Here is a 25,513-nt window from a genome sequence, read left to right on the forward strand (position 1 = left end):
ACGCCGGGCCGTGGCAGGCGAGACGGAAAACCGAAGGGAGGGTGGAGCTTCCCGCAGACAGCTGACCTGGTACCTTTTCTTCCGGGTTCTCTTCATCATCCTGTTTCTCACCGGGACCATCATCTACCAGCTTCACAGCGGTCTTGACCGGCCGCACCCGGCCCTGCCTTATCTCTACCTGCTTGCCGGACTCTCCTGCCTGCACGCCCTGATGTCGGCCATCATGTTGCGCGCGGTGCGCGGCCTGAGGGTCTTCACCCAGGCCCAGATCGCCTGGGACCTTCTCTTCGCTACGGGCCTCATCTACGTCACCGGCGGCATCGACAGCCTCTTCTCCCTGCTCTACCTCATTATTATTATCAGCGGCGGCATATTCATGACCCGGCGGGAGGTTTTTTTCGCCGCATCCGCTTCGTCCATCCTCTACGGCAGCCTTCTGGACCTTCAATACTACGGCTACCTCCCCCAGCTCGGGGGCCTGGCTTTTCCTCAACAAGTCAGTGAAAGCGACGTCTTTTACGCCGTTTTCGTCAACGTCCTGGGCTTCTTCTTTACCGCACTGCTGACCGGGATGCTGGTCGATCGGCTGCGTCGGAGCGAGCAGGCCCTGGAGAGGCGCACCGTCGACTTCGGGGAACTGGAGGAACTCAACCGGACCATCCTGGCCAGCATCGGCAGCGGCCTGATGATCGTCAACCCCCGGGGGCGCGTCCGCTCCTTCAACGCAGCGGCGAGCCGGATCACCGGCTACACCCTGCAGGAGGTCTACGACCGGAAGGTCCGGGAGCTTTTCCCCGGGATGGGCGTCTACGACGGCGGACTGTTACCGGTCAGCCGGGCCGAGGTGAGGGTGAAGGACAAGCACGGGGGGCTGCGCACCCTGGGCTACGCCGCCTCGATGGTCAAGGACCCGCAGGAGCAAAACCTCGGGCTCCTCGTCACCTTCCAGGATCTGACCCACCTGAAGGCGATGGAGGGTCAGCTCAAAAGGGCTGACCGCCTCGCCGCCGTCGGCCAGCTCGCCTCGGGGATGGCCCACGAGATCCGCAACCCCCTGGCCTCCATCAGCGGTTCGGTTCAGCTCCTGATGGAGGACCGGAACGTCAGCGAGGAGAACCGCCGGCTCATGGAGATTGTGGTACGGGAGGCCGACCGGCTCGGTAACCTGCTGACAGACTTCCTGGTCTACGCACGCCCCAACCCGCCGGAGCTTGTCGAGGAGGACGTTTCCGCCCTTCTGGACGATCTGGTCGAGATGGTCAATGCCGACGCCCGGTTCACTTTCGTCGATTTCAGCAGGGAGTACGCCCCCGGGGGGCGGATGCCGGTAGACCGCAGGCTCTTCCGTCAGGCCCTTCTGAACCTGCTCATCAACGCCGCCGAGGCCATGGGCGGGCGGGGGAAGGTCCTTCTGGGCCTCGACCCCGACGCCGGAGCGGTCTATGTCGAGGACACCGGTCCCGGCATCCCCGCGGAGATCCGGGAGAAGATCTTCGACCCTTTCTTCACCACCAAGGACCGGGGGACCGGTCTGGGGCTCGCCACCGTCTATGCCGTCATCGAGGCCATGGGGGGAAGCGTCGAGTTGAGCGAAGGCTCAGCCGGCGGGGCCCGGTTCACCCTCCAGATTCCTCGGGGTGAAAGCTGAAAAACCGGGCGAACGCTGTAGACTGGCATCTGAAACCTGAAACCTGAAAGCTTAAGTGAAGCGATGACGACTGAATCCTGCAACAACGATATTCTTGTGGTGGACGACGAAGAGAGCATGAGGGAGTTCCTCACCATCATGCTTCACCGGGAAGGGTACCGCACCGACGCCGTCGCCGACGGGGTTCAGGCCGTGGCGCGGCTCAAGGAACAGGCCTACGACCTGATCATCAGCGACATCAAGATGCCCCGCCTGGACGGTTTCGGACTGCTCAAGCACATTCAGGAGCGCTCCCCCGAAACCGCGATGATCATGATCACCGCCCACGGCAGCACCGAGCAGGCCGTGGAGGCGATGAAGGAGGGGGCCTACGACTACATCACCAAGCCCTTCAAAAACGAAGAGATCCGCCTCATCGTCAAGAACGCCCTTGAGCGCAAGACCCTGCGCCAGGAGAACCGCGAGCTCAAAAAAGAGCTCGGCCGCCGCTACTCTTTCGGCAACCTGGTCGGCAAGAGCAAGGCGATGCAGGATCTCTACGACCTGATCCAGAAAGTCGCCGGAAGCAAGGTCAACATCCTTGTCACCGGCGAAAGCGGCACCGGCAAGGAGCTGGTCGCCAAGGCGGTGCACTACAACAGCGACCGGGCCGACGGCCCCTTCGTCCCCATCAACTGCGGGGCGATCCCGGAAAACCTTCTCGAGAGCGAGCTCTTCGGCCACGAAAAGGGGGCCTTCACCGGGGCCCATCAGCAGAAGGCCGGCCTTTTCGAGGTCGCCGCCGGCGGCACCCTCTTTCTCGACGAGATCGGCGAACTGCCGGCGATGATGCAGGTGAAGCTTCTGCGGGTTCTGCAGGAGCGGGAATTCCGCCGGGTCGGCGGGACCAAGACCATCAAGGCCGACGTGCGCCTGATCGCCGCGACCAACAAGGACCTCGAGGTCGAGGTCGGCAACGGCGATTTTCGCGAGGACCTCTTCTATCGCCTCAACGTCATCCGCCTTCACCTGCCGCCCCTGCGGGAGCGCCGCGAGGATATTCCCCTTCTCCTGGAGCACTTTTACCGCGATCTGAGCGGGCAGGAGAGCGTCGCCGTCAGCGAGGGGGCGATGCGCCGGATCCTCGACTACCGCTGGCCCGGCAACATCCGGGAACTGGTCAACGTGATCGAGCGCTGCGTCGTCCTCGGCCAGTCCGGGGAGCTGACCGAGGGCGCCCTGCCTCCCAACCTTCGCGGCCAGGGCGCGCCCTGCCCCGAGGGTCTCGACGCCCTGCCGGAGACCGGGCTCGATCTCGACGACTACCTCGGGAAGATCGAAAAGGACCTCCTGCTCAAGGCCCTCGACCGGAGCGGCGGGGTGCGCAAGAAGGCCGCCGAGCTGCTCGGGATCTCCTTCCGCTCCATCCGTTACCGCCTGAGCAAGTTCGGCATCGACCCCGACGGCGAGGAGGAGTGAGTCACGGGTCTTTTTCCCGGGAGCCGAAGGGGGCGGGGGTTCCTTTTGCGCAGTGCCCTTATTTGTCACCTTCGCCTGACGCGATTTGTTCGCCCCTGAAGGAATTAGTTGGCCGAAGGAGATCCTTCATCTTTGCTTGTCGCCAAAGTCCTTGGAAATTCGACTTAATTTGATTGGTGGGGAGTGTGGTGTTTTTTGGCACGCCCATTGCTAACTTATAAAGTCAAACCCCAAGGAGGTATCCCCCCAAGAGGGGAATTGTTTAGAGCGGTTCCGGTTTTTGTTTCGAGAATCGGCACCATCTTTCATCCAGGAAAGGAGAACAAGACATGCTCGGAAAGTTCCGCAAGAACCAAAAGGGTTTCACCCTGATCGAGCTGCTGATCGTCGTGGCGATCATCGGCATCCTGGCGGCCATCGCCATCCCCCAGTTCGCGTCCTACCGCCAGAAGGCCTTTAACTCGGCGTCCCAGACCGACCTGCGCAACAGCCGCATCATCATCGAATCGTACTACGCCGAGAACTATCATTATCCCCACGGCTAACAGGCAACGTTCTTTCGTTTGAACAGATAGAAAAGGAGATTTTTATGAAAAGCAAAATGCTTAAAAAAATCCTGATGGCTTTGGTTCTTCTCGGCTTCACCGCGGGACCTGCCTTCGCTACCGCGATTACCGCCAACAACACCTGGATCGACCCGACAGGGGTAGATGACGATGAGGTTATCATCGCCGACGACGACACCACTTCGGTTCCCGCAGGTCCCGGGATCTTCGGCAAGGATCTGAAGTTTTCCGTTGGCGTCCGGGTGATCTACACCGGGGAGNACCAACAATATCAAGGGGACCAAGTACTACGCGACCGCTTCCAACAGCTCCAAGCTCTACATCGGAAGCACCGAGGTCGCCGCCGGCACGGCGCTGGCCTCCCTCAATAAAGACAAGTTCCCCACCCCGGCCAGCGATGCCACCTTCGCCTCCGCCAGCTGGGGTGAGGTCGGCAGATAAGAAAATGATGGTCTAGGTTCTAAAAGCCCCTCCTTTCGAGGGGCTTTTTTTTCAGGAGAATGGCCCTTGCTGGCCCTTGTCTGACCATGACGAACGTCTTGCCCATAGTCCTTTTCTCTCTCGTATTTTTCGTCTTTCCATGGCTCCCCGACGTGAATACCGGGGCCAAGGCTTTTTTCTTTTTTTTCTTTTCCTTCGGCGCCTTTCTGGTTCAGGTGCTGAGGGGGAGGGCCTTTCATCTCGACAGGGCCTGCATCCCCTGGCTTTCTCTCCTCCTCGCCCTGGCGGTCTCGGCCGCATTGAGCAGGGACACCGGGTCGGCCTTCCTCTGGGTCGGGGGGTTCGGGGCGGGTTTTCTCTTCTTCCTTGTAGCAAGAGAGTTCGCTTGGGAACATTCCGAGCCGACCAGGGTCCTGGTCGGCACACTCCTTGGGATCGCCCTGTTCTGCGCCCTTCTCGGGCTCGGGCAGTTCTTCGACTATGTTTTCAACGGGCCGCGCGGCGGGATGCTGGTTCCCTACCTGCTCCCCGGCACCTGGGGGATACGGATCAGCGGTCCCTTCGGCCAGCCCAACCTCCATGCCCTCCTCATGCTCGTCGGACTCTGTGCCTTCTCCCACCTCTACTTTCATGACATCAGGCAGGACAAGTCCCTCTGGGTCAAGACGGGGATTCTTTTCCCCGGTTTTCTCCTCTGGCTGAATCTGTTCCTGACCGGTTCCCGCGGGGGGCAGGTCGCCTTGATGGCGGTCCTTTTGGCCTTCGGCTGGTCCCTGTGGAAATTCGGCGAGCGTCTTTGGGGAAGGGGGCGGTGGCGCAAATGCCTGGCCCTTGCCGTGGTCGCCCTGTCGGCCCTTGTGCTGGCAAAGTTTTTGGTCGCGGGCCTTATTGACCACGAAGCGATGGCTTCTTACCAGGCGGGGCGGGCGTGGAGCATTGCGAGCCGGTTTAATACCTGGATGGCCAGTCTTTTGATGGCCCTGGATCATCCTTTCTTCGGCGTCGGCCCGGACAATTTTAAGGCAATGCTCCCCGCTTACCAAATTCAAGCTCGGGACTTTCTCCAGTTTGAATACGAGGACATGCTCTACACGCGCTGGGCCCACAACGAATACCTGCAAATCCTCGCCGAAGGCGGAGCGGTCTCCTTTACGCTCTATTGCCTGTTGCTCTACACGCTGTTCAGTCGGATTTTCAAACCCTCGATTCTTTCCCAAAAAAGCGAGCAGGTATTTCTCTCCCTGGCCGTCCTGCCGTTTTTTGTCCAGGGGGTCTTTAGCTGGCCCTTGCGGTTTCCCCCCCACGTTGCTTTGTGCCTGACGCTTCTCGCCGTCCTGCTGCCCAGGGACAACGCTTTTAAGTGGACGCCCGGGAGGGTCCAGAGACTCTTTTTGGCTCTTTTTTGTTCAGCGGCGCTGGTTGGCGGGGGATGGGCTTTCTTCTGGTCCTGCCAGGTCGGTTTTTTGAAAGACCGAATAGCGAATGAGGAACTTATCGAGGAAAACTTCGAGAATTTCAAGACCCTTGCGGAGAACCCGGCTGTGGCGTTCACGGTTCTCAATAAAGGGTTGACGCCCTTTGTCAATTACGCGGAAAAAAATCGAGATCAAGCCATGGCCGCTGGACTGGTGCCCTACCTGAAAAAGGCAATTTTTCTGGAGGGTGCCAGTTGGCAGTGGTATAATCTGGCCAGGACTCATATTGTGCTGATGGATGAGGAGCAGGCCCGCAGTGCGGTTGAGGCGTCGCTGGACCTGAATCCTGTTTATGAACCGTCCTGGAAACTTTTGCATTATCTAAACGTGTTGCATGTCGCCAGGGAAACTGGCCGCCCCTTAGACTCTTTTTTCCCCGAGGGGCCGCCGAGCTGGGAGTTGCCCGATGCCGGAGATAGCGTTCAGGGGAGTATTCAAGACCTATAACCCCGGGTTGTTCAAAAAAAAGGTTCTGGCCGTAAGGGACCTTACGCTCGAGGTGCGTCCGGGGGAAGTTTATGGCCTGATCGGGCCCAACGGTGCGGGGAAAAGCACCACCATCCGCCTCATGCTCGGCCTTATTCGACCCGATTCCGGGGACATCCTGTTTCGCGGGACCGGCCTTTCTCAAGCCGATATCCAGCGGGAAGTCGGCTATCTCCCCGAGAATCCTTACCTGTACGACCACCTGACCCTGCGCGAACTGCTTCGATTCTGTGCGTCCACCTCGGGCATGGACCCGGCAAAGCGTGACCGGCGCATTGCCGAATTGTTGGAAAAACTGGCCATGACCGATGCCGCCGACCGGCAATTGCGAACCTTCTCCAAGGGGATGCTGCAGCGGGCCGGAATCTGTTTTGCCTTGCTGCACGACCCGGCGGTGGTCATTCTCGACGAGCCGATGTCAGGGCTCGACCCGATCGGGCGCAAAATGGTCCTTGATCTTGTGCTGGAGTTGAAGGGGCAGGGGAAGACCGTCTTTTTCTGCTCCCATATCCTCAGCGACGTAGAGCGTCTCTGCGACCGTATTGGGATTTTGGTCGGGGGGCACCTGGTCAGAGAGCTGTCCCGGGAGGATTTCGAGGAGAAGGATGAGTTGCCGGTCCATCTTGCACTCGGCCCCCTCGGGGCCCGGGAGAGGGAAGCGATACGGCGGTTTCCCGGGGAGCTGCGTGAAGACGGGGCCGGCCCCATCCTCTCCCTTTCTCCCGGCGACCTTGAGGCCGTGACCAGTGGCCTTTCTGCGGCCGGCGTGACCGTCTCCGGAACGCTCAGCCAGCGGGTTTCCCTCGAGAACGTCTTTTTGCAGGCCGTAGCGGAGGTGCAATCATGAGCCGGGTCTGGGCGCTGGCCCTGATTACTTACAAAGAGGGGGTTCGCAACCGTTCGGTTTACGGCATCGTCCTCTTCGCCCTTTTCATCCTGGGGCTCAATGTGGCTGTGGCAGGCTTTTTAATGCGTGACATCGGAAAGGTCACCATTGACATGAACCTGAGCGCCCTTTCCTTTTCCGGGCTTTTGCTGGTCTTTTTCGTCGGTCTCAACCTGATGGCCAAGGATATCGACAAGAAAACCATTCATCTCGTACTCTCCAAGCCGATCAGCCGGGTCGAATATATCTCGGGGAAATATCTGGGCATCCTCCTTTTTGTCGGGGTCTGCCTCCTTGTCCTGCTCGCCTTCTCCAGCATGACCGTCTTTGGCCTGCGGTTCCTTTACCCGGACTATTTCGAGCACTTTTCCTGGGCGGCATTTTTCCTCGCGGCATTTTTCGTCTATGTCAAATTGGCCCTGCTCAGCGCCTTGGTCGTTTTTTTCAGTGCCATTACCACAAGCTCTTTCGTGACCTTCGTCTTTTCAATCTGCTCATACATTGTCGGACAGACCATCGAGGAAGTGGTCTTTTACCTGCAATCAAGCCTCGGAGAAGAGGGGGTTTCCCCAGCCCTTAGAGTCTTCATCGAGGGCGTCTAGCATGTCTTTCCCAACCTCGCGGCCTTCGATTTTCAAATAGAGGCTGCCCACGCTCTGACGGTCGGGGCGGGCCGCTTCTGGACTTCCTTGGGCTACGGAGCGGTATATATCGCCATCGTTCTGGCGGCGGCTTCCCTCATCTTCCGGCGGCGGGAGTTCAACTGATGGCCAGGCGTTGGGTCGTCCCGCTCCTCTTGGTCTGTCTTCTTTCTGGCTACTTTTTGTTTCAGAAACAACTCTGGGAGATGCGAGCAGAGGTGCGCCGATCGGCTGTCGCGGGGTATGTGATCCCTTCCAAGTTCAGCCGGGTTTTGGCTCTTGAGCACAAAGGCCTGATCTCCGATTTTTTCCTCCTCAAAACCATTACCTTCTTCGGGGAGAGGGTGATCGCCGAACAGCCCCTGAGTGACGAGGATTGGCGATTTATCGTCGGCAGCCTCGATGCGGTCACAGACCTCGATCCCTATTTTCTTGATCCATACCTTTTGGGAGAAGGGTTGCTGACCTGGGAGTCGGAAAAGGTCGAGGAGGCCAACCGGTTGCTGGAAAAGGGTCGCAAGTACCGCACTTGGGATTGGCAGATGCCTTTTTACCTCGGGTTCAACCACTTCTACTTTCTCGGCGACAACGAGAAGGGGGCCGAATATCTCCTCGAGGCGGGACGGCTGCCCGACAGCCTCTCCTTTCTGCCCGACCTCGCCTCACGCATCGGATATTATGGGGGGAGGTCGCAGGACGCCGCGGTTTTTCTCAAGGGGATTCTCGCTCAGACGGATGACCGGCAGGTAAAGATGAGGCTGGAGAAAAGGCTGCTCGTCCTTGAGCGGTCCGCATTTCTGGAGAAAATCGTGGAGACGTTTCGGGAGGAGAAGGGACGGATGCCTGTGGATATCGAAGAGTTGATAGTTTTGGGATACATAAAGGACCTTCCCGAAGACCCCTATGGGGGGCGGTGGGTCATTATGGACTCCGGCAGGGTCTTTAGCACGAGTAAGTTTGTTAAGCACTGATTTCTCGCTTTTTGAAGTTTTTATTATTTATGCACTTCCCTTCTCACGACATGTTTTCGGAATATGACTGACAAAAAATATCTGGTCACACGGGAGCTGTTTTGGGTAGTTGTGGGCCAGGTTCTTATTTTTACTGGAGGTTTTGCCAGTATTAAAACGCTTACCAACATCATGGGACCCGTCGGCTATGGGAAGTTGGCTTTGGGAATGACCATTGCCGGGTTTTTTAACATGTTTGTTTATGGGCCTATCGGTAATGTTGTCATTAGATATTTTTCGATTTGTAAAGAAAGGGAAGAGCTTAATTTATATTTTTTCGTTTTAAAAAAGACGCACAGAATGCTTTTTTTAATAGTTCTCTGCTTTACAGCATTGGTCAGCCTGCTCGTGTATTTTCTGATCGGAAGAGAATGGGCGTTATTGTTTCTGGTCTCGTCACTCTTTGGAGTGGTGCGAGGAGTGGAACTTTCCTTTTCATCGTTACAAAATGCTACCAGGCAACGGAAATTAGTTGCTTTGCATCAGGGGGCAGAAGTCTGGTTGCGCTTTCTATTAGCCATCGGTCTTCTGTTTCTGCTTGGCAATACTGGTTATTTCGCACTGACTGGATACCTTGTTGGGATGACTCTTATTACACTTTCCCAGAGGTTTTTTGCCTTAAAAGACACTACGATTTTGAAACAATGGTATGCTAAGCCTCCGAATGAACTTTCTGAAAGAAAAATGTTCAACGAACTAGTTAAATATGCCTTGCCATTCACCTATTTCGCTGTATTTAATGTGATAGGTCTGTATTCAGACCGATGGATTCTACAAGGGTTCTTGGGGGCCAGTGAGGTTGGAGTCTATTCTGCTTTATATTCATTAGCTAATGCACCCATTTTGGTGTTGATGGCCATGCTCAATCAAATGATGGTTCCTATTATTTTTGAAAAGACAGGATCTATGGTAGGTGATAATAAGAAAGAAATAGGCTCAAAGCTTTTGCTTTGTACCGTCGGTGTTTACATCTTTTTTGCTACCATCTTTATACTTATTTTATTTTTATTTAGTGAGCCATTGGTTACTTTTTTGACAAATGTTCAATTTTCAACTTATCATCAAATATTATGGATAGTATCTCTGGGTTTGGCTCTTTTTAACCTTGGCCAATTGTTTTGTCTGCGCGGACTTTGTTCGAAAAGGCCGATCGTCTATTTTTATCCTAAGCTTTGGCATGCAATTTCCTTCTTCGGTTTTTCTTTTTTCGGTGCCATGTTTTATGGATTGACAGGGGTGTCTTGGGGGTTGTGTTTATCTTCGATCGTTTATTTAGTTTCTGTTTTGCTGGTAAATAAAAACATTGGCTTTAAAGTGGCAGTTTGAAGTTCGCAAAATAATTCGATAAACATACGCTTCTCCGGCTAAACTTGAGGCCATGGCAAAGTAATATGATTAAATGATTTAAAAATACACGAATAGTTATTGGTTTCTATGACTTTAAATTCAATCTCAGGGTATACAAAAAAGCCAACTTTTATATTTACTTTACTTTATGTGTTTGGAAAGGAGTTTTTGTTGTTTTTTGATAAGTTAAATTTAGGATCTTTTCTGATTGATCTTTTTAGGTTTAAACGTCTTTTAAGGAACTACGAAGATAGGTTTATTTTTAACTGGCGTGACCTATATCCATGCTTTAAAGATAAGTCGGAGGAAACACCTTTCGACAGGCACTATGTTTATCATCCGGCATGGGCTGCTCGAGTTCTTGCCCGTACCAAACCCCAGTTTCACATTGACATTTCATCGTCTTTGCATTTTTCCACCCTGGTTTCTTCATTTATTCCTGTTCGGTTTTTTGATTATCGTCCTGTCGATCTGAATTTGACCAATTTTTGTTCCAAATCGGCCGATCTGCTGTCGCTTCCCTTTGAAACAAGCAGTATACAGTCTTTGTCATGCATGCATGTCGTTGAACATGTTGGGTTGGGGCGTTATGGGGATCCGCTCGACCCAGAAGGTGATCTGAAGGCGGTTGCTGAACTGAAAAGGGTCGTTGCGGCGGACGGGGATTTGTTGTTTGTAGTACCTGTTGGAGTCCCTAGGATTATGTTTAATGCCCACAGGATATATTCCCCTGAGCAGATTGAAAGTCTTTTTTCCGGGTTCGACCTTTTAGAATTTGCCCTTATCCCTGAAAATCCCTCAGATGGAGGCCTTGTAATTCAACCGTCACAGAAGTTGGTGGCTTCCCAAAAATATGGGTGCGGTTGTTTTTGGTTCCGGAAAAAACATGATACCTGAAATTGGAACACACAACCTGGCAAATAGAGAGAAATGGCTAGAATTGGCTCTTCAGCAGATCCCGGCGGGTTCTCGAATACTCGATGCCGGTGCGGGAGAACTTCAATATAAACGCTTTTGCTCACACCTTAACTACGTGTCTCAGGACTTTGCCAAATATGACGGAAATGGAAATGGATCCGGGTTGCAGGTGGGAGGGTGGGATCAATCCCGTATTGACATCGTGAGTGACATTACCTCGATCCCAAGGCCAGATTCCTCCTTTGATGCCATTATGTGTATTGAGGTGCTTTAACATCTTTCAAATCCCGTCCTTGCTCTCCATGAGTTGGCTCGTTTGCTCCGCCGTGGCGGGCAGCTTATTGTAACCGCCCCCTTTTGCAGTCTCACCCATTTTGCACCCTATTATTATGCCAATGGGTTCAGTCGGTACTTTTTTGAAACCCATTTGAATGAATTGGGTTTTCAAATTCTCGATTTGGAAGAAAATGGGAACTATTTTGAGTATTTGGCACAAGAGGTTCGAAGGATTCCCGTTTTTGCCAAGCGCTTTGCTGGCACCGAACCGAGGATATGGGAAAAAGGTCTACTTTTTATGGTTTTGAAAATGCTTGAAAGATTTTCTAGAAAAGACAAAGGCTCTAAGGAAGCCTTGCACTTCGGTTGTTTTGTCCGGGCGATTAAACAATAAGGCTGGCAAAGGTGATGCGAATTTTCTATGCAGCAGATACATCTCCTAACATCGCATTCCATTCGAATCTTTGGCGCGATAATCTTTTTCTTTCTCTCGTCGACCTAGGTCATGACGTCGTTGAGTTCGATTTCGACTTTAGAGAAACTTTTCAGAGAATCAACACCTCTGACCCGAGACACTCATCATTTATCAAAAAAAATCGTGGTAAAGTTTCCGAAGAACTTCTTAAGCAAATTAAAATCGAACATGCCAAAAAGCCTTTAGACCTTTTCTTCAGTTATTTCTATGACGCCTGTATTTGGCCGGAAGTCATAGATGAAATTAGGTCCATGGGAATTAAAACCGTCAACTGGTTTTGTAACGGATCGTACCAAATTCACCTCGTAAAGGAGATTTCCCCCCATTATGACTGGTGCTTGGTCCCAGAAAAATTCCGAATCGAAGATTATAAAAAAATGGGCGCAAACCCCATATATTGTCAAGAAGCTGCCAATCCTAACATTTACAAACCCTTTGAACTGACCAGGGACTTCGATGTCACTTTTGTCGGTCAAGCGTATGGTGAGCGACCTTCCTACGTTCATCATTTGCTACAAAAGGGCCTTGATGTCAGGGTGTGGGGGCCCGGGTGGGGGCGAGATTCAATTGCTGAGTCACAAGATTTTTTCTCCAGATTTTTCAATTTGGGAAGTAAGGTTTTGGTGGCGAAGAATTGGAAAGGACTTCTGAATAAATTTCAAAGGAAACATCAGCAAAAGGCCGTTATAAGGCAAATACCACAAAATGTTGTTGGTGGCATTCTTTCAGATCAAGAACTGGTTAAGATCTTTAGCCGGTCAAAAATAAATCTTGGTTTATCTGCCTGCGGTGACCCCCAAAGCACAGGTAGTAGGATTTTACAGGTGAGGCTGAGAGATTTTGAAGTGCCAATGAGTGGGGGATTCTATGTCGTTGAGTACATGGAAGAATTAGAACAATTTTTCGAAGTCGGAAAAGAAATAGTCTGTTATTCATGCCTTGATGATTTAACGGAAAAAATAAAATATTACCTGCGCAATGATTCTGAACGCGAAAAAATCAGATTAGCTGGATACGAGCGGTGCCTGAGGGAACATACCTGGAAAAAAAGATTCGAAAAAGTCTTTTTCGAAATGGGACTTAAATGAGCACCCTGTGCCCAAAGGTCACTGTTTTGATGCCCGTTTATAACGGAGAGAGGTTCCTGCATGATTCGATAAAGAGCATCCTTCAGCAAACTTTTGAAGACTTTGAGTTTTTGATCATTGATGATGGTTCGAGTGATGCTAGCAACGAAGTTGTTGAATCCTTTAAAGACTCCCGCATCAGGTTGCGGAAAAACAAAAACAACTCAGGGTTGGTCAATGTCCTCAATGATGGACTGAGGTTTGCCAGGGGCGATTATGTCGCCCGAATGGACTGCGATGACATTAGTCTTCCCGAGAGACTTGCCGCCCAGGTGGCTTTCCTGGAGGCACACCCTCGGGTGGGGGTCTGCGGAACCTGGTATCGCTCGTTCGGAGATGGCGGGGGAAGGGTGACCAGGACACCGACCGAGCCGGAAGACATCCGGGCCGGGATGCTCTTCAAGTCTGTAATCGGTCACCCCACGGTCATGTTCAACAGGGAACTCCTCCAGAGACACAAACTCCGGTACGACTCCCGGTTCGTCCACGTCGAAGACTATGAATTATGGGCGAGAGCCCTGGGATGTTTTGACATGGCCAACGTCGGCAAGGTCCTGCTGCGCTACAGGGTGCATGGCGGACAGATTTCCGCGCGGTTCTGCAAGGAGCAGCAAAAGAGGGTGGAGGCGGTGCGCATGCCGATGTTTGAGGCTCTCGGGATCGTGCCATCGGCCGATGAACTTCGGTTGCACAGGCTCCTGAGTAGGCCCCTCTCCGAAATGGGGCAGGCACTGATCGAAGATCCTGAGGGAAATGCCCCGGAGAGGGTACTTTTGTGGCTCGGCAAGCTGCAGGGGAAAAACTTGGAGCTTGCGGTCTTCCCGCAGAAGGCCTTCACGGAGATCCTGCTTGAGAGGTGGCTCGGTTTCTGGCTGAGTGGCATGCGGCGTGGGAAGGGATTGCTCCGGGGGGCGGTATTCCCTGAATTTCTCAGGTTGGCCGGACTTGGGCCGGGATACCTTGCGGGCTACCTGGTGAGAAAGGGACGCTTTTATGCCCGCGGCTGAGAGGCGACAAAGAACCGGGGGCGGAAGGCGATGAAACCGGTTGTCGTTATTCTCAATGATGCGGCTCACGTGAACGGAGGGGCCGCCAAGGTCGCCCTGCAGAGTGCGGTGGGGCTTGCCCGGAGGGGGCATCGGGTCATACTCTTCAGTGCGGTCGGACCCGTTGCCCTTCCTTCCGCCGAGACCCTGCCCGAAGGGCTTGAAGTCCATTGCCTGGAGCAACCGGATATTTTGAACGATCCGAACCGTGGCCGGGCTTTTCTGCGCGGGCTGTGGAATCTCTCCGCGGCCAGGGCCCTTGACGAGGTTTTACGGGGTTGCGACAGAGAAAAGACCGTCATCCACGTCCATTCCTGGACCAAGGCGTTGTCCTCGAGCGTGGTCCGTAGGGCGATACGGAATGGTTTCCAGGTCCTGCTCACCCTTCACGATTACTTCTCCGCCTGCCCCAACGGTGGCTTCTATAACTATCAGCGCGGCCAAAGCTGCGATTGCCCCCCCCTGTCTGTCAGGTGTCTCGTTGAAAACTGCGATTCCAGGTCGTATTCGCACAAGCTGTGGAGGGCAGCGCGGCAGGTGGTGCAAAACAGGGCCGGTCTGCTGCCCCGGCGAACTCAGAACTTACTCGCGATCTCCGAATTCAGCAAAGCCATACTACGTCCCTACTTGCCGGAAAATAGCACGATTTTCTCCCTTTGCAATCCGATCGACGTTGTACGGCAGGAGAGGGTGGCTGTCGAACGAAACAGAGCCCTGGTCATGGTCGGGCGTTTGGCGAAAGAGAAAGGGTGCGGGCTGTTTGCTGCAGCGGTCGATGCCCTCGGCCTGGAGGGAGTCCTTGTCGGTGAAGGACCCTGCCGCAATGAGATCGAGGCAAAGCACCCCTCCCTGGAAATCACCGGTTGGGTCGGAGCGGACAGGGTCGCGCAGAACCTGCGCAGGGCGAGAGCCCTGGTATTTCCCTCCCTTCTTTACGAGGTTCAGCCCCTTGCGCTCCTCGAGGCGGCTGCCCTGGGGATCCCGGCGATCGTTCCCGATCGTTCGGCCGCGATGGAGTTGGTTGAAGACGGGGAGACGGGGCTCGTTTTCAAGAGCGGGGACGGCGAAGACCTGGCCGATAAAATCAGGCTGATAAGCGAGTCCCCTGAGTTCGCCGCGGATCTCGGGGCCGCCGCCTACGCACGCTACTGGGCGAACCCTCCGACCCTGGAAAAGCATCTGGACGGTCTGCAAGAGATTTACGAGCAAATCTGCCACCGGGGTGTTTCTGCGCCCGGGGGGTGGTTCGGACGGGGATAGACGAGGAGTTCGCCCTTGGCGCAGAAAAAAATCGGCAAATTCGCGGTGGTTGTCCCGACCCTGAACCCCGGCCCGGTGTGGGATGGTTTCGCGGGCGCTGTCTGCGAACAGACCGTGGTCCCCGAGGACGTGCTCATTGTCGATTCTTCTTCAGACGGGGATTTTGGCGATCGGGTCCGAAAGGGCCCATTCTCTCTCGTCCAGATCGGGCGGGGCGACTTCAACCACGGAGGGACCCGGCAGTACGCCCTGGAACTTGTTCCACGGGCTGACATCATTGTTTTTCTTACACAGGACGCTCTCCCGGCCCATCCCGAGTCCTTCGAAAAGCTGCTTGCCTGTTTTCGTAATCCCGCTGTGGGCGTCGCCTATGGTCGGCAACTGCCGCGCCGGGGAGCGGGGGCCATCGAAGCGCATTCCCGGCTGTACAATTATGGGGCGGAGTCACAAATTCGGAGCCTTCGGGATGCAGGGCAACTCGGTCTCAAGACGGCCTTCTGTTCGAATTCCTTCGCCGCCTATCGGCGCAGTGCCCTGACGGAGGTCGGCGGCTTTCCCTCGAATGTTATTTTCGGTGAAGACATGTACGTGGCGGCCAGGATGTTGATGGCCGGATGGACCGTCGCTTATTGCGCCGAGGCCCAAGTTTACCATTCCCATCCTTATCGGCTTGCGGAGGAGTTTAGAAGAAGCTTCGACATCGGTGTTTTTCACGCCAAGGAAGAGTGGCTTCTGGAAAATTTCGGGAAGGCCGAAGGGGAGGGGATGCGCTTCGTGTTGTCAGAACTCAAGCACCTGTCCGCCGTGGATCCCGCGATGATACCATTTTCCCTCTTGCGGAATGCAGCCAAAATACTCGGCTACCGCCTCGGCCGACGCCACGAAAAAGGCCCCGACTGGTTGACGCTTCGATCAACAATGAACAAGGGCTACTGGAAACAGTTGCTTCTCATTTTATTCGGAATATGGCAAGGTGTCGCCGGGACATCGCCCTCGTTTTCAACCTTCTGGTAAAAGTCGGTTGGTATGTTAAAAAAGCAACTCCTGACATTCCTCTGTCTTGCGGCGGCCGACTTGGGCGGCCTTTTAATTGCGCTTGTCGCCGGTTTATTTCTCCGTCAAGCGATTCTGCCTCTGTTTACGGATTTGTTTGCCACCGAGGCACCCTGGCGCCTCGAGTACTTCTGGCTGTTCGCAATCAGTATCGGTGTCTTCGCCTATGAGGGGCTTTATGCGCGCCGGCGCACGGCATGGGAGGAGCTCCGGCATCTGTTGCGCGGAGCGACCGTGGCCTTTGTACTTTTCCTCGCGGTCATGACCCTTCTCAAGGCAGGTGCGGACATTTCGCGACCGGCGGTCTTTCTTGCATGGGTCTTGGCTCCCTGGTTTTTGGTCGCCATTCGCCTGAAGTTTAAAATACTGTTGTTAAAAACCGCCTTCTGGCCTCGGTCGGTGCTTTTTGCCGGTTGCGGTCCAGAGGCAATCCAGCTTGCCGCCCAGATGCAGAAGTTTCAGGAACTCGGATATGTCCTGTCCGGGTTTCTTTGCGGTGAGGGACAGGACCCGAACGGGACCGGGGCAAACCTCGGTGGCTTGGATGCCCTGGAAGCGGTTCTCGAGGGGCAGTCTGTTTACGAGGTCATTATCGCTCTCCCTGCGGAGTCCCGCCTTACACAGTTCGACCTGCTTCGACGAGCTGAAGCGCTGGTGCCCAAGGTGTCCGTCCTGCCCGAACTTTTTGATGCCGACAAGCTCAACGTGGAGGTTGAAAAAGTCGAGCGCTACTTTCTCCTTTCATTTCAGAACAATTTGATGAAGCGCTCAAACCGGCATCTGAAAAGCGCCGCAGAGATCGTGGTCCTGTTTGTGAGCCTGCCGGTCTGGGCGCCACTGCTGCTGGTGCTGGCCGTGGCGGTTAAGTTTTCCTCGCCCGGGCCGGTTCTCTTCCGGCAGGCCCGCATCGGCCGGGACGGTTCCTCCTTCGGGTGTTTGAAGTTTCGCACCATGGTCGCCGACGCCGAGGAGCGGTTGGCCGAGTATCTCCAAAAACACCCCGAAGTCCGTGCCGAATGGGAGGCCGAGCGCAAGCTCAAGAACGACCCGCGGGTTACCCCTGTTGGGCACTTTCTGCGGCGCACGAGCCTTGACGAGCTGCCTCAAGTCCTGAACGTGTTGGGGGGGCAGATGAGCCTGGTCGGTCCTCGGCCCATCGTTGCGGACGAGATCGAAAAATACGGGGAATACTTTCAATACTACCGGGCCGTATGCCCGGGGCTTTCCGGCCTGTGGCAGGTGAGCGGTCGCAATGACGTGGACTACCAGCAGCGGGTGATGCTCGACACCTTTTACGTCCGCAACTGGTCACTGTGGCTCGATTTTATGATTCTTTTGCGGACCCTTCCCGCCGTACTCAAGCGCGAAGGGGCGTATTGATGAAGAAGGGAATGCCGGTTTGATCTTCTATTATCTGCCCCTTGTCTATGCTTTCGTCCTGGGTTCTGTCGTCGGGTCCTTTTTGAACGTCTGCATCTACCGGGTTCCGGCCGGGGAGTCGATCGTCTCTCCCCGTTCCCGCTGCCCCCGGTGCCAGGCCCCGATTCGCTGGTACCAGAACATACCCATCCTCAGCTACCTTCTGCTCCGAGGGCGCTGCGGTTCCTGCCAGGTTCCCATCTCTGCAAGATACCCCTTGGTGGAAGCTTTGACGGGACTCCTTTTCGTCCTGGTCCTCTACCGCTTCGGTTTCCACCTGGCGACCCCGGTCTACTGGGTTCTGGCGGCCGCCCTGGTGACCATTACCTTTATCGACCTCGACCACCAGATCATTCCCGATGTCATCAGTCTGCCAGGGATCGGGGTCGGCTTCCTCTGCTCTTTCGCCATCCCGTGGATTTCGTGGAGCGACTCTCTTTTCGGAATACTGCTTGGCGGGGGGAGCCTCTTCCTGGTGGCCGTCGGGTACGAGTTTTTGGCCAAGAAGGAGGGCATGGGGGGAGGGGACATCAAGCTCCTGGCCATGCTCGGCGCCTTTCTCGGTTGGCAGGCGGTCCTGCCCGTCATCTTCCTCAGCTCCCTTGTCGGTTCCCTGGTGGGTGTTCCGCTGATGCTGATCAAAAAGTCCGATGGCAAGCTGGCTATCCCCTTCGGCCCTTTTTTGGCACTGGGCGCCGTTGTTTTCCTGCTCTGGGGGCCTCCCCTCGTCCGCTGGTACCTCTCTCTGTTCTAAAAATATCCCCATTCGGTTGAGAAAATTTTAAAACCTTTGGGCCCCTATATGTAGTGGGGCGATGTTTGTCCGATCTCACCATCTTGTTGCTGGGGGGGTAATGTCCTTAAAAAACACCCCCTTACCTCGTCTGGGATCACTTTTATGGTCTTGACACTTTATTTAATTGCCATATAATTAGGCCTAATTTTCCATAAATGTGACCAATATGGGATCAGGATAGATGGCTCAGAATCGTGTTAAACAATTACGTGAAGCCCTGCTTATGAGCAAGGCGGAACTGGCTCGCAAGGCCGGGGTTTCCCCCTTGACCGTGGACCGCATCGAACGCGGCGCCGCCTGCCGTATGGCCACCATGCGAAAGATTATTCTCGCTCTCGGCTTGCCTCTGGAGGAGAAGGAGAAGGTTTTTCCCGGAGGCGACGATTAGATGGTACGCTCTTTGCTCGGACATACGATAGAGTCAGCGTTTCAGGACTGCCGAGCGCAGTCTCGGGTTCATTCCCCTTATGGACGGATCGTTTGATGCTTTTTCGGACCAGTAAAGACATTGTCGGCATCGACATCGGATCGAGTTCCGTAAAGATGGTGCAGTTGCGCGAGGCCAAGGGCGGTTACCACCTGGTCGATCTGGGGATTGCGCCCTTGCCCCCCGAGGCCATCGTGGACAATGCCATCATGGACTCCAGCTCCGTGGTCGATGTCATCCGAAATCTGGTGGAAAGCCACAAGGTCAAGACAAAAAATGTCGCCACGTCCATTTCCGGACATTCGGTTATTATTCGCAAAATTCAGCTGCCCATGATGAGCCAGGAGGAGATGGAATCCTCCATCCAGTGGGAGGCCGAGCAGTACATCCCCTTTGAGATTTCCGAGGTTAACCTCGATTTTCAGATTCTGGGGCCCGATGAAAACGACCCTTCGCAGATGAACGTCATCCTCGTGGCCGCGAAGAAGGATTTCGTCAACGAATATGTGGCGGTTTTCAGGGAATGCGGACTGAACCCCCAGGTTATGGATATCTACTGCTTTGCCCTCGAAAACGCGTTCGAGACCAATTACGGCGTCCAGGAGACAGGGGTCGTCGCTCTCATCAACATGGGAGCCAGTGCCATGAATGTCAGTGTGCTGCGCGGCGGGGTCGCGGTCTTCACCCGCGACATCCAGGTCGGCGGCAACATGTTAAACGAAGAGATCCAGAAGCGGCTTGGCCTCAGCCACGAGGACGCGGAAACCGTCAAACTGGGCGGAGAGGTGGAGGACGCCGACCCGGTCATGGTCTCTGACGTTTTGTCCGATGCCACGGAGAACCTTGCGCAGGAGGTTCAGCGCTCCCTCGATTTCTTCGCCGCGACCTCTTCGGACGAACAGTTTCAAAAACTCTACATAGCAGGCGGGGTGTCCATGACCCCGCAGGTTCTGGACGTTCTTGAAAAGCGCCTCGGTTTCCCTGTCGAGTTGCTCGACCCTTTCCGTCAGGTGGAGGTCAACGAGAAAGAATTTGATCCCGAATATATCCGGGCTGTCGGACCTCTTTTTCCCGTCGCGGTCGGGCTGGCCATGAGGAAGGTGGGGGACAAGTGATTCGGATCAATCTGCTGCCCGTCAGGGCCTCCCAGAAAAAAGACCGCTTTCGCGGGCAGTTCGTGGTCCTCGCCCTTAGCGTGGTCTTGACTGCCGCTGCATGCGCAGGGGCTTATGTAAACGTGCTGGGCAAGGTCGGGGATATGAAGGATGAGGTTTCGCGCAAGGAGATGGAAATCTCGCGTTTGCGAAAGACCATCGGCGAGGTCGGACGGTTCAAGAAGCTTCAGGCGGAACTGCAGGGCAAGCTCGATGTGCTGCAGAAGCTCAAGGAGGGTAAGACCGGCCCGGTTCACCTTCTGGACGAGTTGAGCAGGGTTCTGCCCGACAAAGCCTGGGTGACCTCTTTCAAGGAGTCGGGCGGCAATGTCAGTCTCAAGGGGATCGGCATCAACGAAGAGACCGTGGCCAGGTTCCTGCGGGATCTCGAGGCTTCCCCTTATTACCGCAAGGTCGAACTCGGGGTCGTTCAACAAACGGGCTATGCCGGGTTGAAACTGCAGGGTTTCGATGTGACCTGTCAGACGGAAAAGCCCCCCAAAGACGCAGCAGTCAGGTAGAACTAGAGGGCCCATGAATCCTCGCATTGAAAAACTATTGAAGCTTCCCCTTTACCAGAGGGGTTTGATCCTTGGCGTCCTGCTGTTGATCATCGTGGGCGCCTTCGTCTACTTTCTTTATCTGCAGCAGCAGGAGGAGTACCAGAGCCTGGTGGCCCGCAGCGACCAGCTCGAGGCAAAGCTTCTCGAAGACCGGCGGATCGCCAACAATCTTCCCAAGTTCAAGGCCGAGTACGAGAAGATGCAGGCGAAGCTGAAGGAAGCCCTCAAGGAACTCCCGAACGAAAAGGAGATCCCGACCCTGCTGACGAGCATCGCCTCGCTGGCCAAGGACAACGGTCTCGAGGTGCTGACTTTCCGTCCCGGCGGGGAAATCCCCAAGGGTTTTTATGCCGAGGTTCCGGTCAGTTTGAAGCTGGCCGGCTCCTATCATGAGGTGGCGCTTTTCGTCCAGGCGGTGGGCAGCCTTCCCCGGATCGTGAATATAGGGAATCTTTCCCTGGGGGGGCCGAACGTTCAGGACGGGCGGACCCAACTGTCCATCGACTGCCTGGCGACCACCTTCCGTTTCCTGGAGGGATCCGTTGAGCCTCCGAAAAAACCCCGCGGGGGAGGGAGGACCTGATGCGGTGGCCGTCGATTCTGATAGCTGCAGCGGCGATCGCCCTGCTTCTTAATCTGACCGGCTGCGGTGAGGAGACTCCGCCTCCTGCGCCCGCTCCGCCTCCCAAGAAGGTCGCACCCGCTCCGCCCGAACCCGGGGTGGTCGATGCCGTCCAGGAGGAAGAGAAGGAGGCCCCGCCCCGGTATGTCTATGACTCTACGGGACGGCGCGACCCCTTCGACATTCCCCTGAACGTCAAGAAATCCGCTCCCAGGGTCGGCATGCCCCTGACTCCGCTCCAACGGTTCGATCTTGGTCAGCTGCGCCTCATCGGGGTCATTGTCGGCAAAGGGGAGCCTCGGGCCATGGTCGTGGCTCCGGACGGCAAATCCTATATCCTTAAAAAAGGCATCAAGGTGGGCAGAAACGACGGAAAGGTCGTTGACGTCAGGCCTGAGGCCGTCCTTGTCGAAGAGCGTTACTACGATTTTACCGGTACTGTTCGCAAGGGAGTCCAGAAAATCCAACTTCCTGAAAGGGAGGGAGTTCTCTGACATGCGTATGATGATCGGCAAGCCTTTTGGGGGAAGATTTCTAGTTATGGTGGCCTTGATGCTGGTGTGTGCCTTCATCACGACCGCTCCGGCCTTCGCCCAAAGCGGAACAGGAGAGGCGGTATCGAACGAACTCCTCAGCGTCAGCATTGACGAGAACTCCACGCTGCCGACGGTGCTTCTGAAGACTCAGAGACCCGTCGGTTACAAGTACACCGTTTATGACTCCTCCGATCCCGTCAGAGTGGTTATCGACCTGCCCGGGATGGATGTCAAAAAGATGAATTCCCCGGTTGCGGCAGGAAAGGGCCCTCTGGACAAGATTCAAATTTCCTCTTATGAACTAAAGTCGGGGAAACTGGGCCGAGTTGAACTGCTGCTGTCCGCCGAGGCCGATTATGTCGTTTCTCTCTCCGGTAATGATTTTCGCCTGACCTTTACAGACGCTCCTGGGGAAGGGGCGCAGGTCGGGACCGCCCCAATGGCAACCCCAGAGGGAGCAGAGGTCGCCCAGGTCAAGGAGGTCGCCCAGGTCAAGGAGATGCCCGAGGGCGGGCCCGGGCGGGTGGCCCGGAGGGTCGAGTCGGTTCAAGCCCTGGGGGATCGGACCGTTCTGAACACCGACGGGCGCATCGACAAATTCAGGTATTTCCGGCTCGGCGCGCCCCCGCGGCTCGTCGTTGATATCTACGACGTGCAGCCCGCTTTCCCCGAGCGATCCTTTGCCGCCTCTTCGGGTTTCGGAGGGGTACGGCTCGGTATCTACGAGGACAAAACCCGTTTCGTCTTCGATGCCGAGGGGCCGAAGTTGCCTCAATTCACGGTCGGCAAAGAAGGGCGGGCCGTTGTTGTGGCGCTGGGGGACCAGAAGCAAGGGGCCCAATTTGTGCCTTCGACTCCTGCCGGGCCCCCTGCAACCGTAGAGGCAGTCGATTTTCAGACCGAGAACGGACGATCCGTCCTCAATATCGTAATTGATGGGGATTTTAAGGTCATCGACCCCGTCTCCGATGGGGATGTGGTCCGGTTCGGTGTCGGAAATGCCGCTATCAGCCGGGCTTTGCGCCGAACCATCGACGCCTCTGCATTCCCGAGCGCCGTGCGCCTGGTGACACCCTATGTAGCGGGGGGAGGCGGCTCTCCCGAGGTCCGCTTCGCCGTAGAGCTCAAGGGACCTGTTCCCTTCACCCTGGAAAGAGAAGGGAACAGCCTGATCTTCGCCGTCAAGGACGGTGCTTTCGCCGAACCTGCCCCGGAGCCGGAGGCCAGGCAGAGGGTGACCGTCGTACCCGCGGAAAAGCCTGTTGTGGAACGGCCTGCCCCTGCCTCGGCTGTTGTCGCTTCAACCTACGCCCCCGCTTCGGCCTACGGCCCGCAGGTCATCGGAAGCGCGGATCAGCAGCGGCCTTACGGCGGTGAAAGAATTACCCTCGTGTTCGATAACGCGGACATCCGGATGATTCTTCAACTCATCGCCGAAGTGAGTGATCTCAACATCATTGCCGGTGACGGGATACAGGGGACCGTCACCCTGCGCCTTATTGACGTGCCTTTGGACCAGGCTCTCGACCTGATCATGGACATCAAGGGGCTGGGCATGCTTTGGGAGGGGAACGTTGTGCGCATCCTGCCCAAAGAGACCATCCGGTCTATGCGTCAGGCCGAACTTACTGCGGTGAAGGAGGAGCGGGAACTCGAACCTCTGGAGACCGAAATTGTCAGTGTCAGTTATACCGGACTCGGCAACGTCGCCGGACCCGCTCGGGAACTTTTGACCGAGCGCGGCAAGCTGACCGAGGACAGCCGCAACAAGCAGCTGATCGTTACAGACATTCGCTCCGCGCTGGACGACGTGAAGAACCTTGTGAGCATTCTCGACACCCCGGAGCGCCAGGTCATTATCGAGGCCCGCATTGTCGAGGCCGACTCCAACTTCAGCCGGCGCATGGGCGTCAACTGGGGCCTTTCCTATGGAGATGATGCCTGCAGCCCCTGGGATCTCAGCTCCGGAGACGCCTCCGGCGGGGGAAGCTTCAGCATCGCTCCCGCTCTCGGCTCGCCCGGCTTGGGGACCAGTTTCACCTTCGGCCGGTTGGGGATCGACAGCACGGTGCTCGACCTGCGCATCTCCGCGCTTGAGGAGTCGGGGAACGGAAAGATCGTTTCGACCCCGCGAGTCTCCACCCTCAACGGCGAGCAGGCCACCATCAGCCAGGGGACCAAGATCCCCTACACCTCCTCCGGGGCTGATGGTCTGCCCAAGACCGAATTCGTGGATGCCAATCTTCAGTTGGACGTGACCCCTGTCATCAACCCCGACGACAGCGTTATCCTGGATATCCTTGCGACCAACAGTTCGCCTTCGGTTACCGAGGGGGCGAGCCAGCCGAGCATCGACACCAAGGAGGCAAAGACCAAGGTTCTGGTTCGGGACGGGGAGACCACGGTCATCGGCGGAATTTTCGTCGAGAGTGAGGATCGGGTCGAAGCAGGCATCCCGCTTCTGCGCCACCTGCCCATATTGGGACACTTGTTCAAGTCCTCCACTAAAACAGACAATCGCTCCGAATTGCTGATTTTCATTACCCCCAGAATCGTTCAGTAAGCGAACCTTCAGCTGAATGCCGGTTACAATAAAGGACAGGCCACGGCCTGTCCTTTTGTTAATATCAACAGAACGGAACAAGAAAATGACCTTGCGCTACCTGACAGCCGGTGAATCCCATGGCCCCACCCTGACCGCCATCCTTGAGGGGATGCCCGCCAACCTGCCTCTTTGCGAAGAGGATATCGACCGGCATCTGGCCCGGCGGCAGCAGGGTTACGGCCGCGGCGGCCGGATGAAGATCGAACAGGACCGAGTTCGGTTCCTCTCCGGTGTTCGCTGGGGCCTGACCCTCGGATCCCCCATTACCCTTTCCATCGAGAATCGCGATTGGGCCAACTGGGACAAGAAGATGTCGCCTCGTGCCGAGGACCGGATGGAGGGGGAAGCCGTGACCCACCCCCGGCCCGGGCACGCCGATCTCAGCGGGGTGATCAAGTACCGCCAGGACGATGCCCGCAACATCCTCGAACGCTCGAGCGCCCGGGAGACCGCCGTCCGGGTCGCTGTGGGCTCTCTTTGCCGACGTTTTCTTTCGGAACTTGGCATCGAGGTCATGGGGTACGTGACCGAACTTGGCGGCGTCAAATGCGAGGAGGTCCTCGAGGATTATCGCGAGCGCTTTGCCCGCAGCGAAGCCTCCCCCTGCCGCACCTTCGATTCGAACGCAGAGAAAAGGATGATCGCCGCCATCGACCAGGCCAAGGAAGCCGGAGACTCCCTCGGCGGAGTGGTCGAAGTTGCGGTCCTGGGGGCGCCCGTCGGACTCGGCAGCCATGTGCACTGGGATCGCCGACTTGACGGCCGCCTGGCGGCCGCGGTGATGAGCATCCAGGCGTTCAAGGGGGTTGAAATCGGAGCCGGCTTCGAGGCCGCTCGGCGGCCAGGATCCCAGGTCCACGACGAGATCGAATACAGGGATGGAGGCTTCTCTCGACGATCCAACCGGGCCGGTGGCCTGGAGGGGGGAATGACCAACGGAGAGGCCATCGTGGTGCGCGGCGCGATGAAGCCGATTCCCACCCTTTATCAGCCCCTCCAGACCGTCGATATGGAAAGCAAAAAGCCCTTCGCGGCGACGGTCGAGCGATCCGACGTCTGCGCGGTGCCGGCCGCTGCGGTGGTCGCCGAGGCAGTGGTCGCCATCGAGGTGGCCAATGCCCTGCTCGAAAAGTGCGGCGGGGATTCGATCGAAGAAGTCCGCGAGAACCTGGATTCCTTCCGGCGTCATGTGGAGCGGTTTTAAGCCGGTTGGCGCGATGTTTCACGACAAAACGGCCCTGTCGCAGGGGCGTGGGCCGGGCGCCGTCCGTCATTTCG

The 25,513-nt window shown here is 56.1% G+C and carries 25 protein-coding genes; all 25 read left to right on the forward strand.

Features of this window, described 5'->3' with window-relative positions; translation table 11 throughout:
* Positions 1-10 precede the first annotated feature (10 nt).
* The 25 genes from C0617_RS03330 (at position 11) to aroC (ending at position 25,439) form a co-directional block, all read left to right on the forward strand.
* Positions 11-1,648: an ATP-binding protein gene (locus C0617_RS03330; RefSeq protein ID WP_291315600.1), complete on the forward strand. Its 1,638-nt coding sequence runs from the start codon at positions 11-13 to the stop codon at positions 1,646-1,648.
* Positions 1,649-1,711: 63 nt separating this feature from the next.
* The gene (locus C0617_RS03335; RefSeq protein ID WP_291315601.1) at positions 1,712-3,106 is read left to right on the forward strand and encodes a sigma-54 dependent transcriptional regulator; all 1,395 of its coding nucleotides are present in this window, start codon (positions 1,712-1,714) and stop codon (positions 3,104-3,106) included.
* Between the two features lie 329 nt (positions 3,107-3,435).
* Complete coding sequence (locus tag C0617_RS03340) at positions 3,436-3,651, forward strand: prepilin-type N-terminal cleavage/methylation domain-containing protein (RefSeq protein ID WP_291315602.1); 216 nt, start codon at positions 3,436-3,438, stop codon at positions 3,649-3,651.
* A gap of 44 nt (positions 3,652-3,695) precedes the next feature.
* Positions 3,696-3,932 (forward strand): hypothetical protein (locus C0617_RS03345; protein ID WP_291315603.1); only part of this gene is annotated, 237 nt, incomplete at its 3' end.
* A 771-nt stretch (positions 3,933-4,703) separates the two neighbouring features.
* Complete coding sequence (locus C0617_RS03350) at positions 4,704-6,035, forward strand: O-antigen ligase family protein (protein WP_291315604.1); 1,332 nt, start codon at positions 4,704-4,706, stop codon at positions 6,033-6,035.
* Positions 5,995-6,921: an ABC transporter ATP-binding protein gene (locus C0617_RS03355; protein WP_291315605.1), complete on the forward strand. Its 927-nt coding sequence runs from the start codon at positions 5,995-5,997 to the stop codon at positions 6,919-6,921. The genes C0617_RS03350 and C0617_RS03355 overlap by 41 nt, the downstream gene beginning before the upstream one ends.
* The gene (locus tag C0617_RS03360) at positions 6,918-7,562 is read left to right on the forward strand and encodes an ABC transporter permease subunit (RefSeq protein WP_291315606.1); all 645 of its coding nucleotides are present in this window, start codon (positions 6,918-6,920) and stop codon (positions 7,560-7,562) included. Before C0617_RS03355 ends, C0617_RS03360 begins: the two co-directional genes overlap by 4 nt.
* A 164-nt stretch (positions 7,563-7,726) precedes the next feature.
* Positions 7,727-8,572, forward strand: a complete 846-nt coding sequence (locus C0617_RS03365) for a hypothetical protein (RefSeq protein WP_291315607.1) — start codon at positions 7,727-7,729, stop codon at positions 8,570-8,572.
* 63 nt (positions 8,573-8,635) lie between these two features.
* Entirely contained in the window at positions 8,636-9,937 is a 1,302-nt protein-coding gene (locus C0617_RS03370; RefSeq protein WP_291315608.1) for an oligosaccharide flippase family protein, read from the forward strand.
* 192 nt (positions 9,938-10,129) lie between these two features.
* Entirely contained in the window at positions 10,130-10,855 is a 726-nt protein-coding gene (locus tag C0617_RS03375) for a DUF268 domain-containing protein (protein WP_291315609.1), read from the forward strand.
* A complete protein-coding gene (locus C0617_RS03380; RefSeq protein WP_291315610.1) occupies positions 10,845-11,150 on the forward strand; it encodes a class I SAM-dependent methyltransferase in 306 nt (101 codons plus the stop codon). Before C0617_RS03375 ends, C0617_RS03380 begins: the two co-directional genes overlap by 11 nt.
* Positions 11,151-11,192: 42 nt before the next feature.
* Complete coding sequence (locus tag C0617_RS03385; RefSeq protein ID WP_291315611.1) at positions 11,193-11,546, forward strand: hypothetical protein; 354 nt, start codon at positions 11,193-11,195, stop codon at positions 11,544-11,546.
* A 14-nt stretch (positions 11,547-11,560) separates the two neighbouring features.
* Complete coding sequence (locus C0617_RS03390) at positions 11,561-12,715, forward strand: glycosyltransferase (RefSeq protein WP_291315635.1); 1,155 nt, start codon at positions 11,561-11,563, stop codon at positions 12,713-12,715.
* A complete protein-coding gene (locus C0617_RS03395; protein ID WP_291315612.1) occupies positions 12,712-13,761 on the forward strand; it encodes a glycosyltransferase in 1,050 nt (349 codons plus the stop codon). Before C0617_RS03390 ends, C0617_RS03395 begins: the two co-directional genes overlap by 4 nt.
* 30 nt (positions 13,762-13,791) lie before the next feature.
* Positions 13,792-15,060 carry a glycosyltransferase family 4 protein gene (locus tag C0617_RS03400; RefSeq protein WP_291315613.1) on the forward strand — a complete coding sequence of 423 codons (1,269 nt, stop codon included), beginning with the start codon at positions 13,792-13,794 and terminating at the stop codon, positions 15,058-15,060.
* Between the two features lie 15 nt (positions 15,061-15,075).
* Positions 15,076-16,074: a glycosyltransferase gene (locus C0617_RS03405; protein WP_291315614.1), complete on the forward strand. Its 999-nt coding sequence runs from the start codon at positions 15,076-15,078 to the stop codon at positions 16,072-16,074.
* A gap of 12 nt (positions 16,075-16,086) precedes the next feature.
* Positions 16,087-17,493, forward strand: coding sequence for an undecaprenyl-phosphate galactose phosphotransferase WbaP (gene wbaP, locus C0617_RS03410; protein WP_291315615.1), 1,407 nt, complete (start codon positions 16,087-16,089; stop codon positions 17,491-17,493).
* Between the two features lie 19 nt (positions 17,494-17,512).
* The gene (locus C0617_RS03415) at positions 17,513-18,286 is read left to right on the forward strand and encodes an A24 family peptidase (RefSeq protein ID WP_291315616.1); all 774 of its coding nucleotides are present in this window, start codon (positions 17,513-17,515) and stop codon (positions 18,284-18,286) included.
* A gap of 223 nt (positions 18,287-18,509) precedes the next feature.
* Entirely contained in the window at positions 18,510-18,716 is a 207-nt protein-coding gene (locus tag C0617_RS03420) for a helix-turn-helix transcriptional regulator (protein WP_291315617.1), read from the forward strand.
* 95 nt (positions 18,717-18,811) lie between these two features.
* A complete protein-coding gene (gene pilM / locus C0617_RS03425) occupies positions 18,812-19,870 on the forward strand; it encodes a type IV pilus assembly protein PilM (RefSeq protein WP_291315618.1) in 1,059 nt (352 codons plus the stop codon).
* A complete protein-coding gene (locus tag C0617_RS03430) occupies positions 19,867-20,430 on the forward strand; it encodes a PilN domain-containing protein (RefSeq protein ID WP_291315619.1) in 564 nt (187 codons plus the stop codon). The genes pilM and C0617_RS03430 overlap by 4 nt, the downstream gene beginning before the upstream one ends.
* Before the next feature lie 13 nt (positions 20,431-20,443).
* Positions 20,444-21,055, forward strand: coding sequence for a type 4a pilus biogenesis protein PilO (locus C0617_RS03435; protein WP_291315620.1), 612 nt, complete (start codon positions 20,444-20,446; stop codon positions 21,053-21,055).
* Entirely contained in the window at positions 21,055-21,588 is a 534-nt protein-coding gene (locus C0617_RS03440) for a pilus assembly protein PilP (protein WP_291315621.1), read from the forward strand. The genes C0617_RS03435 and C0617_RS03440 overlap by 1 nt, the downstream gene beginning before the upstream one ends.
* Before the next feature lie 58 nt (positions 21,589-21,646).
* Entirely contained in the window at positions 21,647-24,193 is a 2,547-nt protein-coding gene (gene pilQ, locus C0617_RS03445) for a type IV pilus secretin PilQ (RefSeq protein WP_291315622.1), read from the forward strand.
* Between the two features lie 85 nt (positions 24,194-24,278).
* Complete coding sequence (gene aroC, locus C0617_RS03450; RefSeq protein WP_291315623.1) at positions 24,279-25,439, forward strand: chorismate synthase; 1,161 nt, start codon at positions 24,279-24,281, stop codon at positions 25,437-25,439.
* The last annotated feature ends 74 nt before the right edge of the window (positions 25,440-25,513 follow it).

This window comes from Desulfuromonas sp., from assembly GCF_002868845.1.
In the GTDB taxonomy this organism is placed as follows: domain Bacteria; phylum Desulfobacterota; class Desulfuromonadia; order Desulfuromonadales; family BM501; genus BM501.

Excerpts from the sequence above, each read along its gene's own strand:
- pilQ (WP_291315622.1), top strand. The coding sequence starts at position 21,647 with ATGCTGGTGTGTGCCTTCATCACGACCGCTCCGGCCTTCGCCCAAAGC.
- C0617_RS03355 (WP_291315605.1), top strand. The coding sequence starts at position 5,995 with ATGCCGGAGATAGCGTTCAGGGGAGTATTCAAGACCTATAACCCCGGG.
- C0617_RS03400 (WP_291315613.1), top strand. The coding sequence starts at position 13,792 with ATGAAACCGGTTGTCGTTATTCTCAATGATGCGGCTCACGTGAACGGA.
- C0617_RS03380 (WP_291315610.1), top strand. The coding sequence starts at position 10,845 with ATGATACCTGAAATTGGAACACACAACCTGGCAAATAGAGAGAAATGG.
- C0617_RS03335 (WP_291315601.1), top strand. The coding sequence starts at position 1,712 with ATGACGACTGAATCCTGCAACAACGATATTCTTGTGGTGGACGACGAA.
- pilM (WP_291315618.1), top strand. The coding sequence starts at position 18,812 with ATGCTTTTTCGGACCAGTAAAGACATTGTCGGCATCGACATCGGATCG.
- wbaP (WP_291315615.1), top strand. The coding sequence starts at position 16,087 with ATGTTAAAAAAGCAACTCCTGACATTCCTCTGTCTTGCGGCGGCCGAC.
- C0617_RS03435 (WP_291315620.1), top strand. The coding sequence starts at position 20,444 with ATGAATCCTCGCATTGAAAAACTATTGAAGCTTCCCCTTTACCAGAGG.
- C0617_RS03360 (WP_291315606.1), top strand. The coding sequence starts at position 6,918 with ATGAGCCGGGTCTGGGCGCTGGCCCTGATTACTTACAAAGAGGGGGTT.
- C0617_RS03365 (WP_291315607.1), top strand. The coding sequence starts at position 7,727 with ATGGCCAGGCGTTGGGTCGTCCCGCTCCTCTTGGTCTGTCTTCTTTCT.
- C0617_RS03440 (WP_291315621.1), top strand. The coding sequence starts at position 21,055 with ATGCGGTGGCCGTCGATTCTGATAGCTGCAGCGGCGATCGCCCTGCTT.
- C0617_RS03350 (WP_291315604.1), top strand. The coding sequence starts at position 4,704 with ATGCTCGTCGGACTCTGTGCCTTCTCCCACCTCTACTTTCATGACATC.
- C0617_RS03370 (WP_291315608.1), top strand. The coding sequence starts at position 8,636 with ATGACTGACAAAAAATATCTGGTCACACGGGAGCTGTTTTGGGTAGTT.
- C0617_RS03340 (WP_291315602.1), top strand. The coding sequence starts at position 3,436 with ATGCTCGGAAAGTTCCGCAAGAACCAAAAGGGTTTCACCCTGATCGAG.
- C0617_RS03390 (WP_291315635.1), top strand. The coding sequence starts at position 11,561 with ATGCGAATTTTCTATGCAGCAGATACATCTCCTAACATCGCATTCCAT.
- C0617_RS03420 (WP_291315617.1), top strand. The coding sequence starts at position 18,510 with ATGGCTCAGAATCGTGTTAAACAATTACGTGAAGCCCTGCTTATGAGC.
- aroC (WP_291315623.1), top strand. The coding sequence starts at position 24,279 with ATGACCTTGCGCTACCTGACAGCCGGTGAATCCCATGGCCCCACCCTG.
- C0617_RS03395 (WP_291315612.1), top strand. The coding sequence starts at position 12,712 with ATGAGCACCCTGTGCCCAAAGGTCACTGTTTTGATGCCCGTTTATAAC.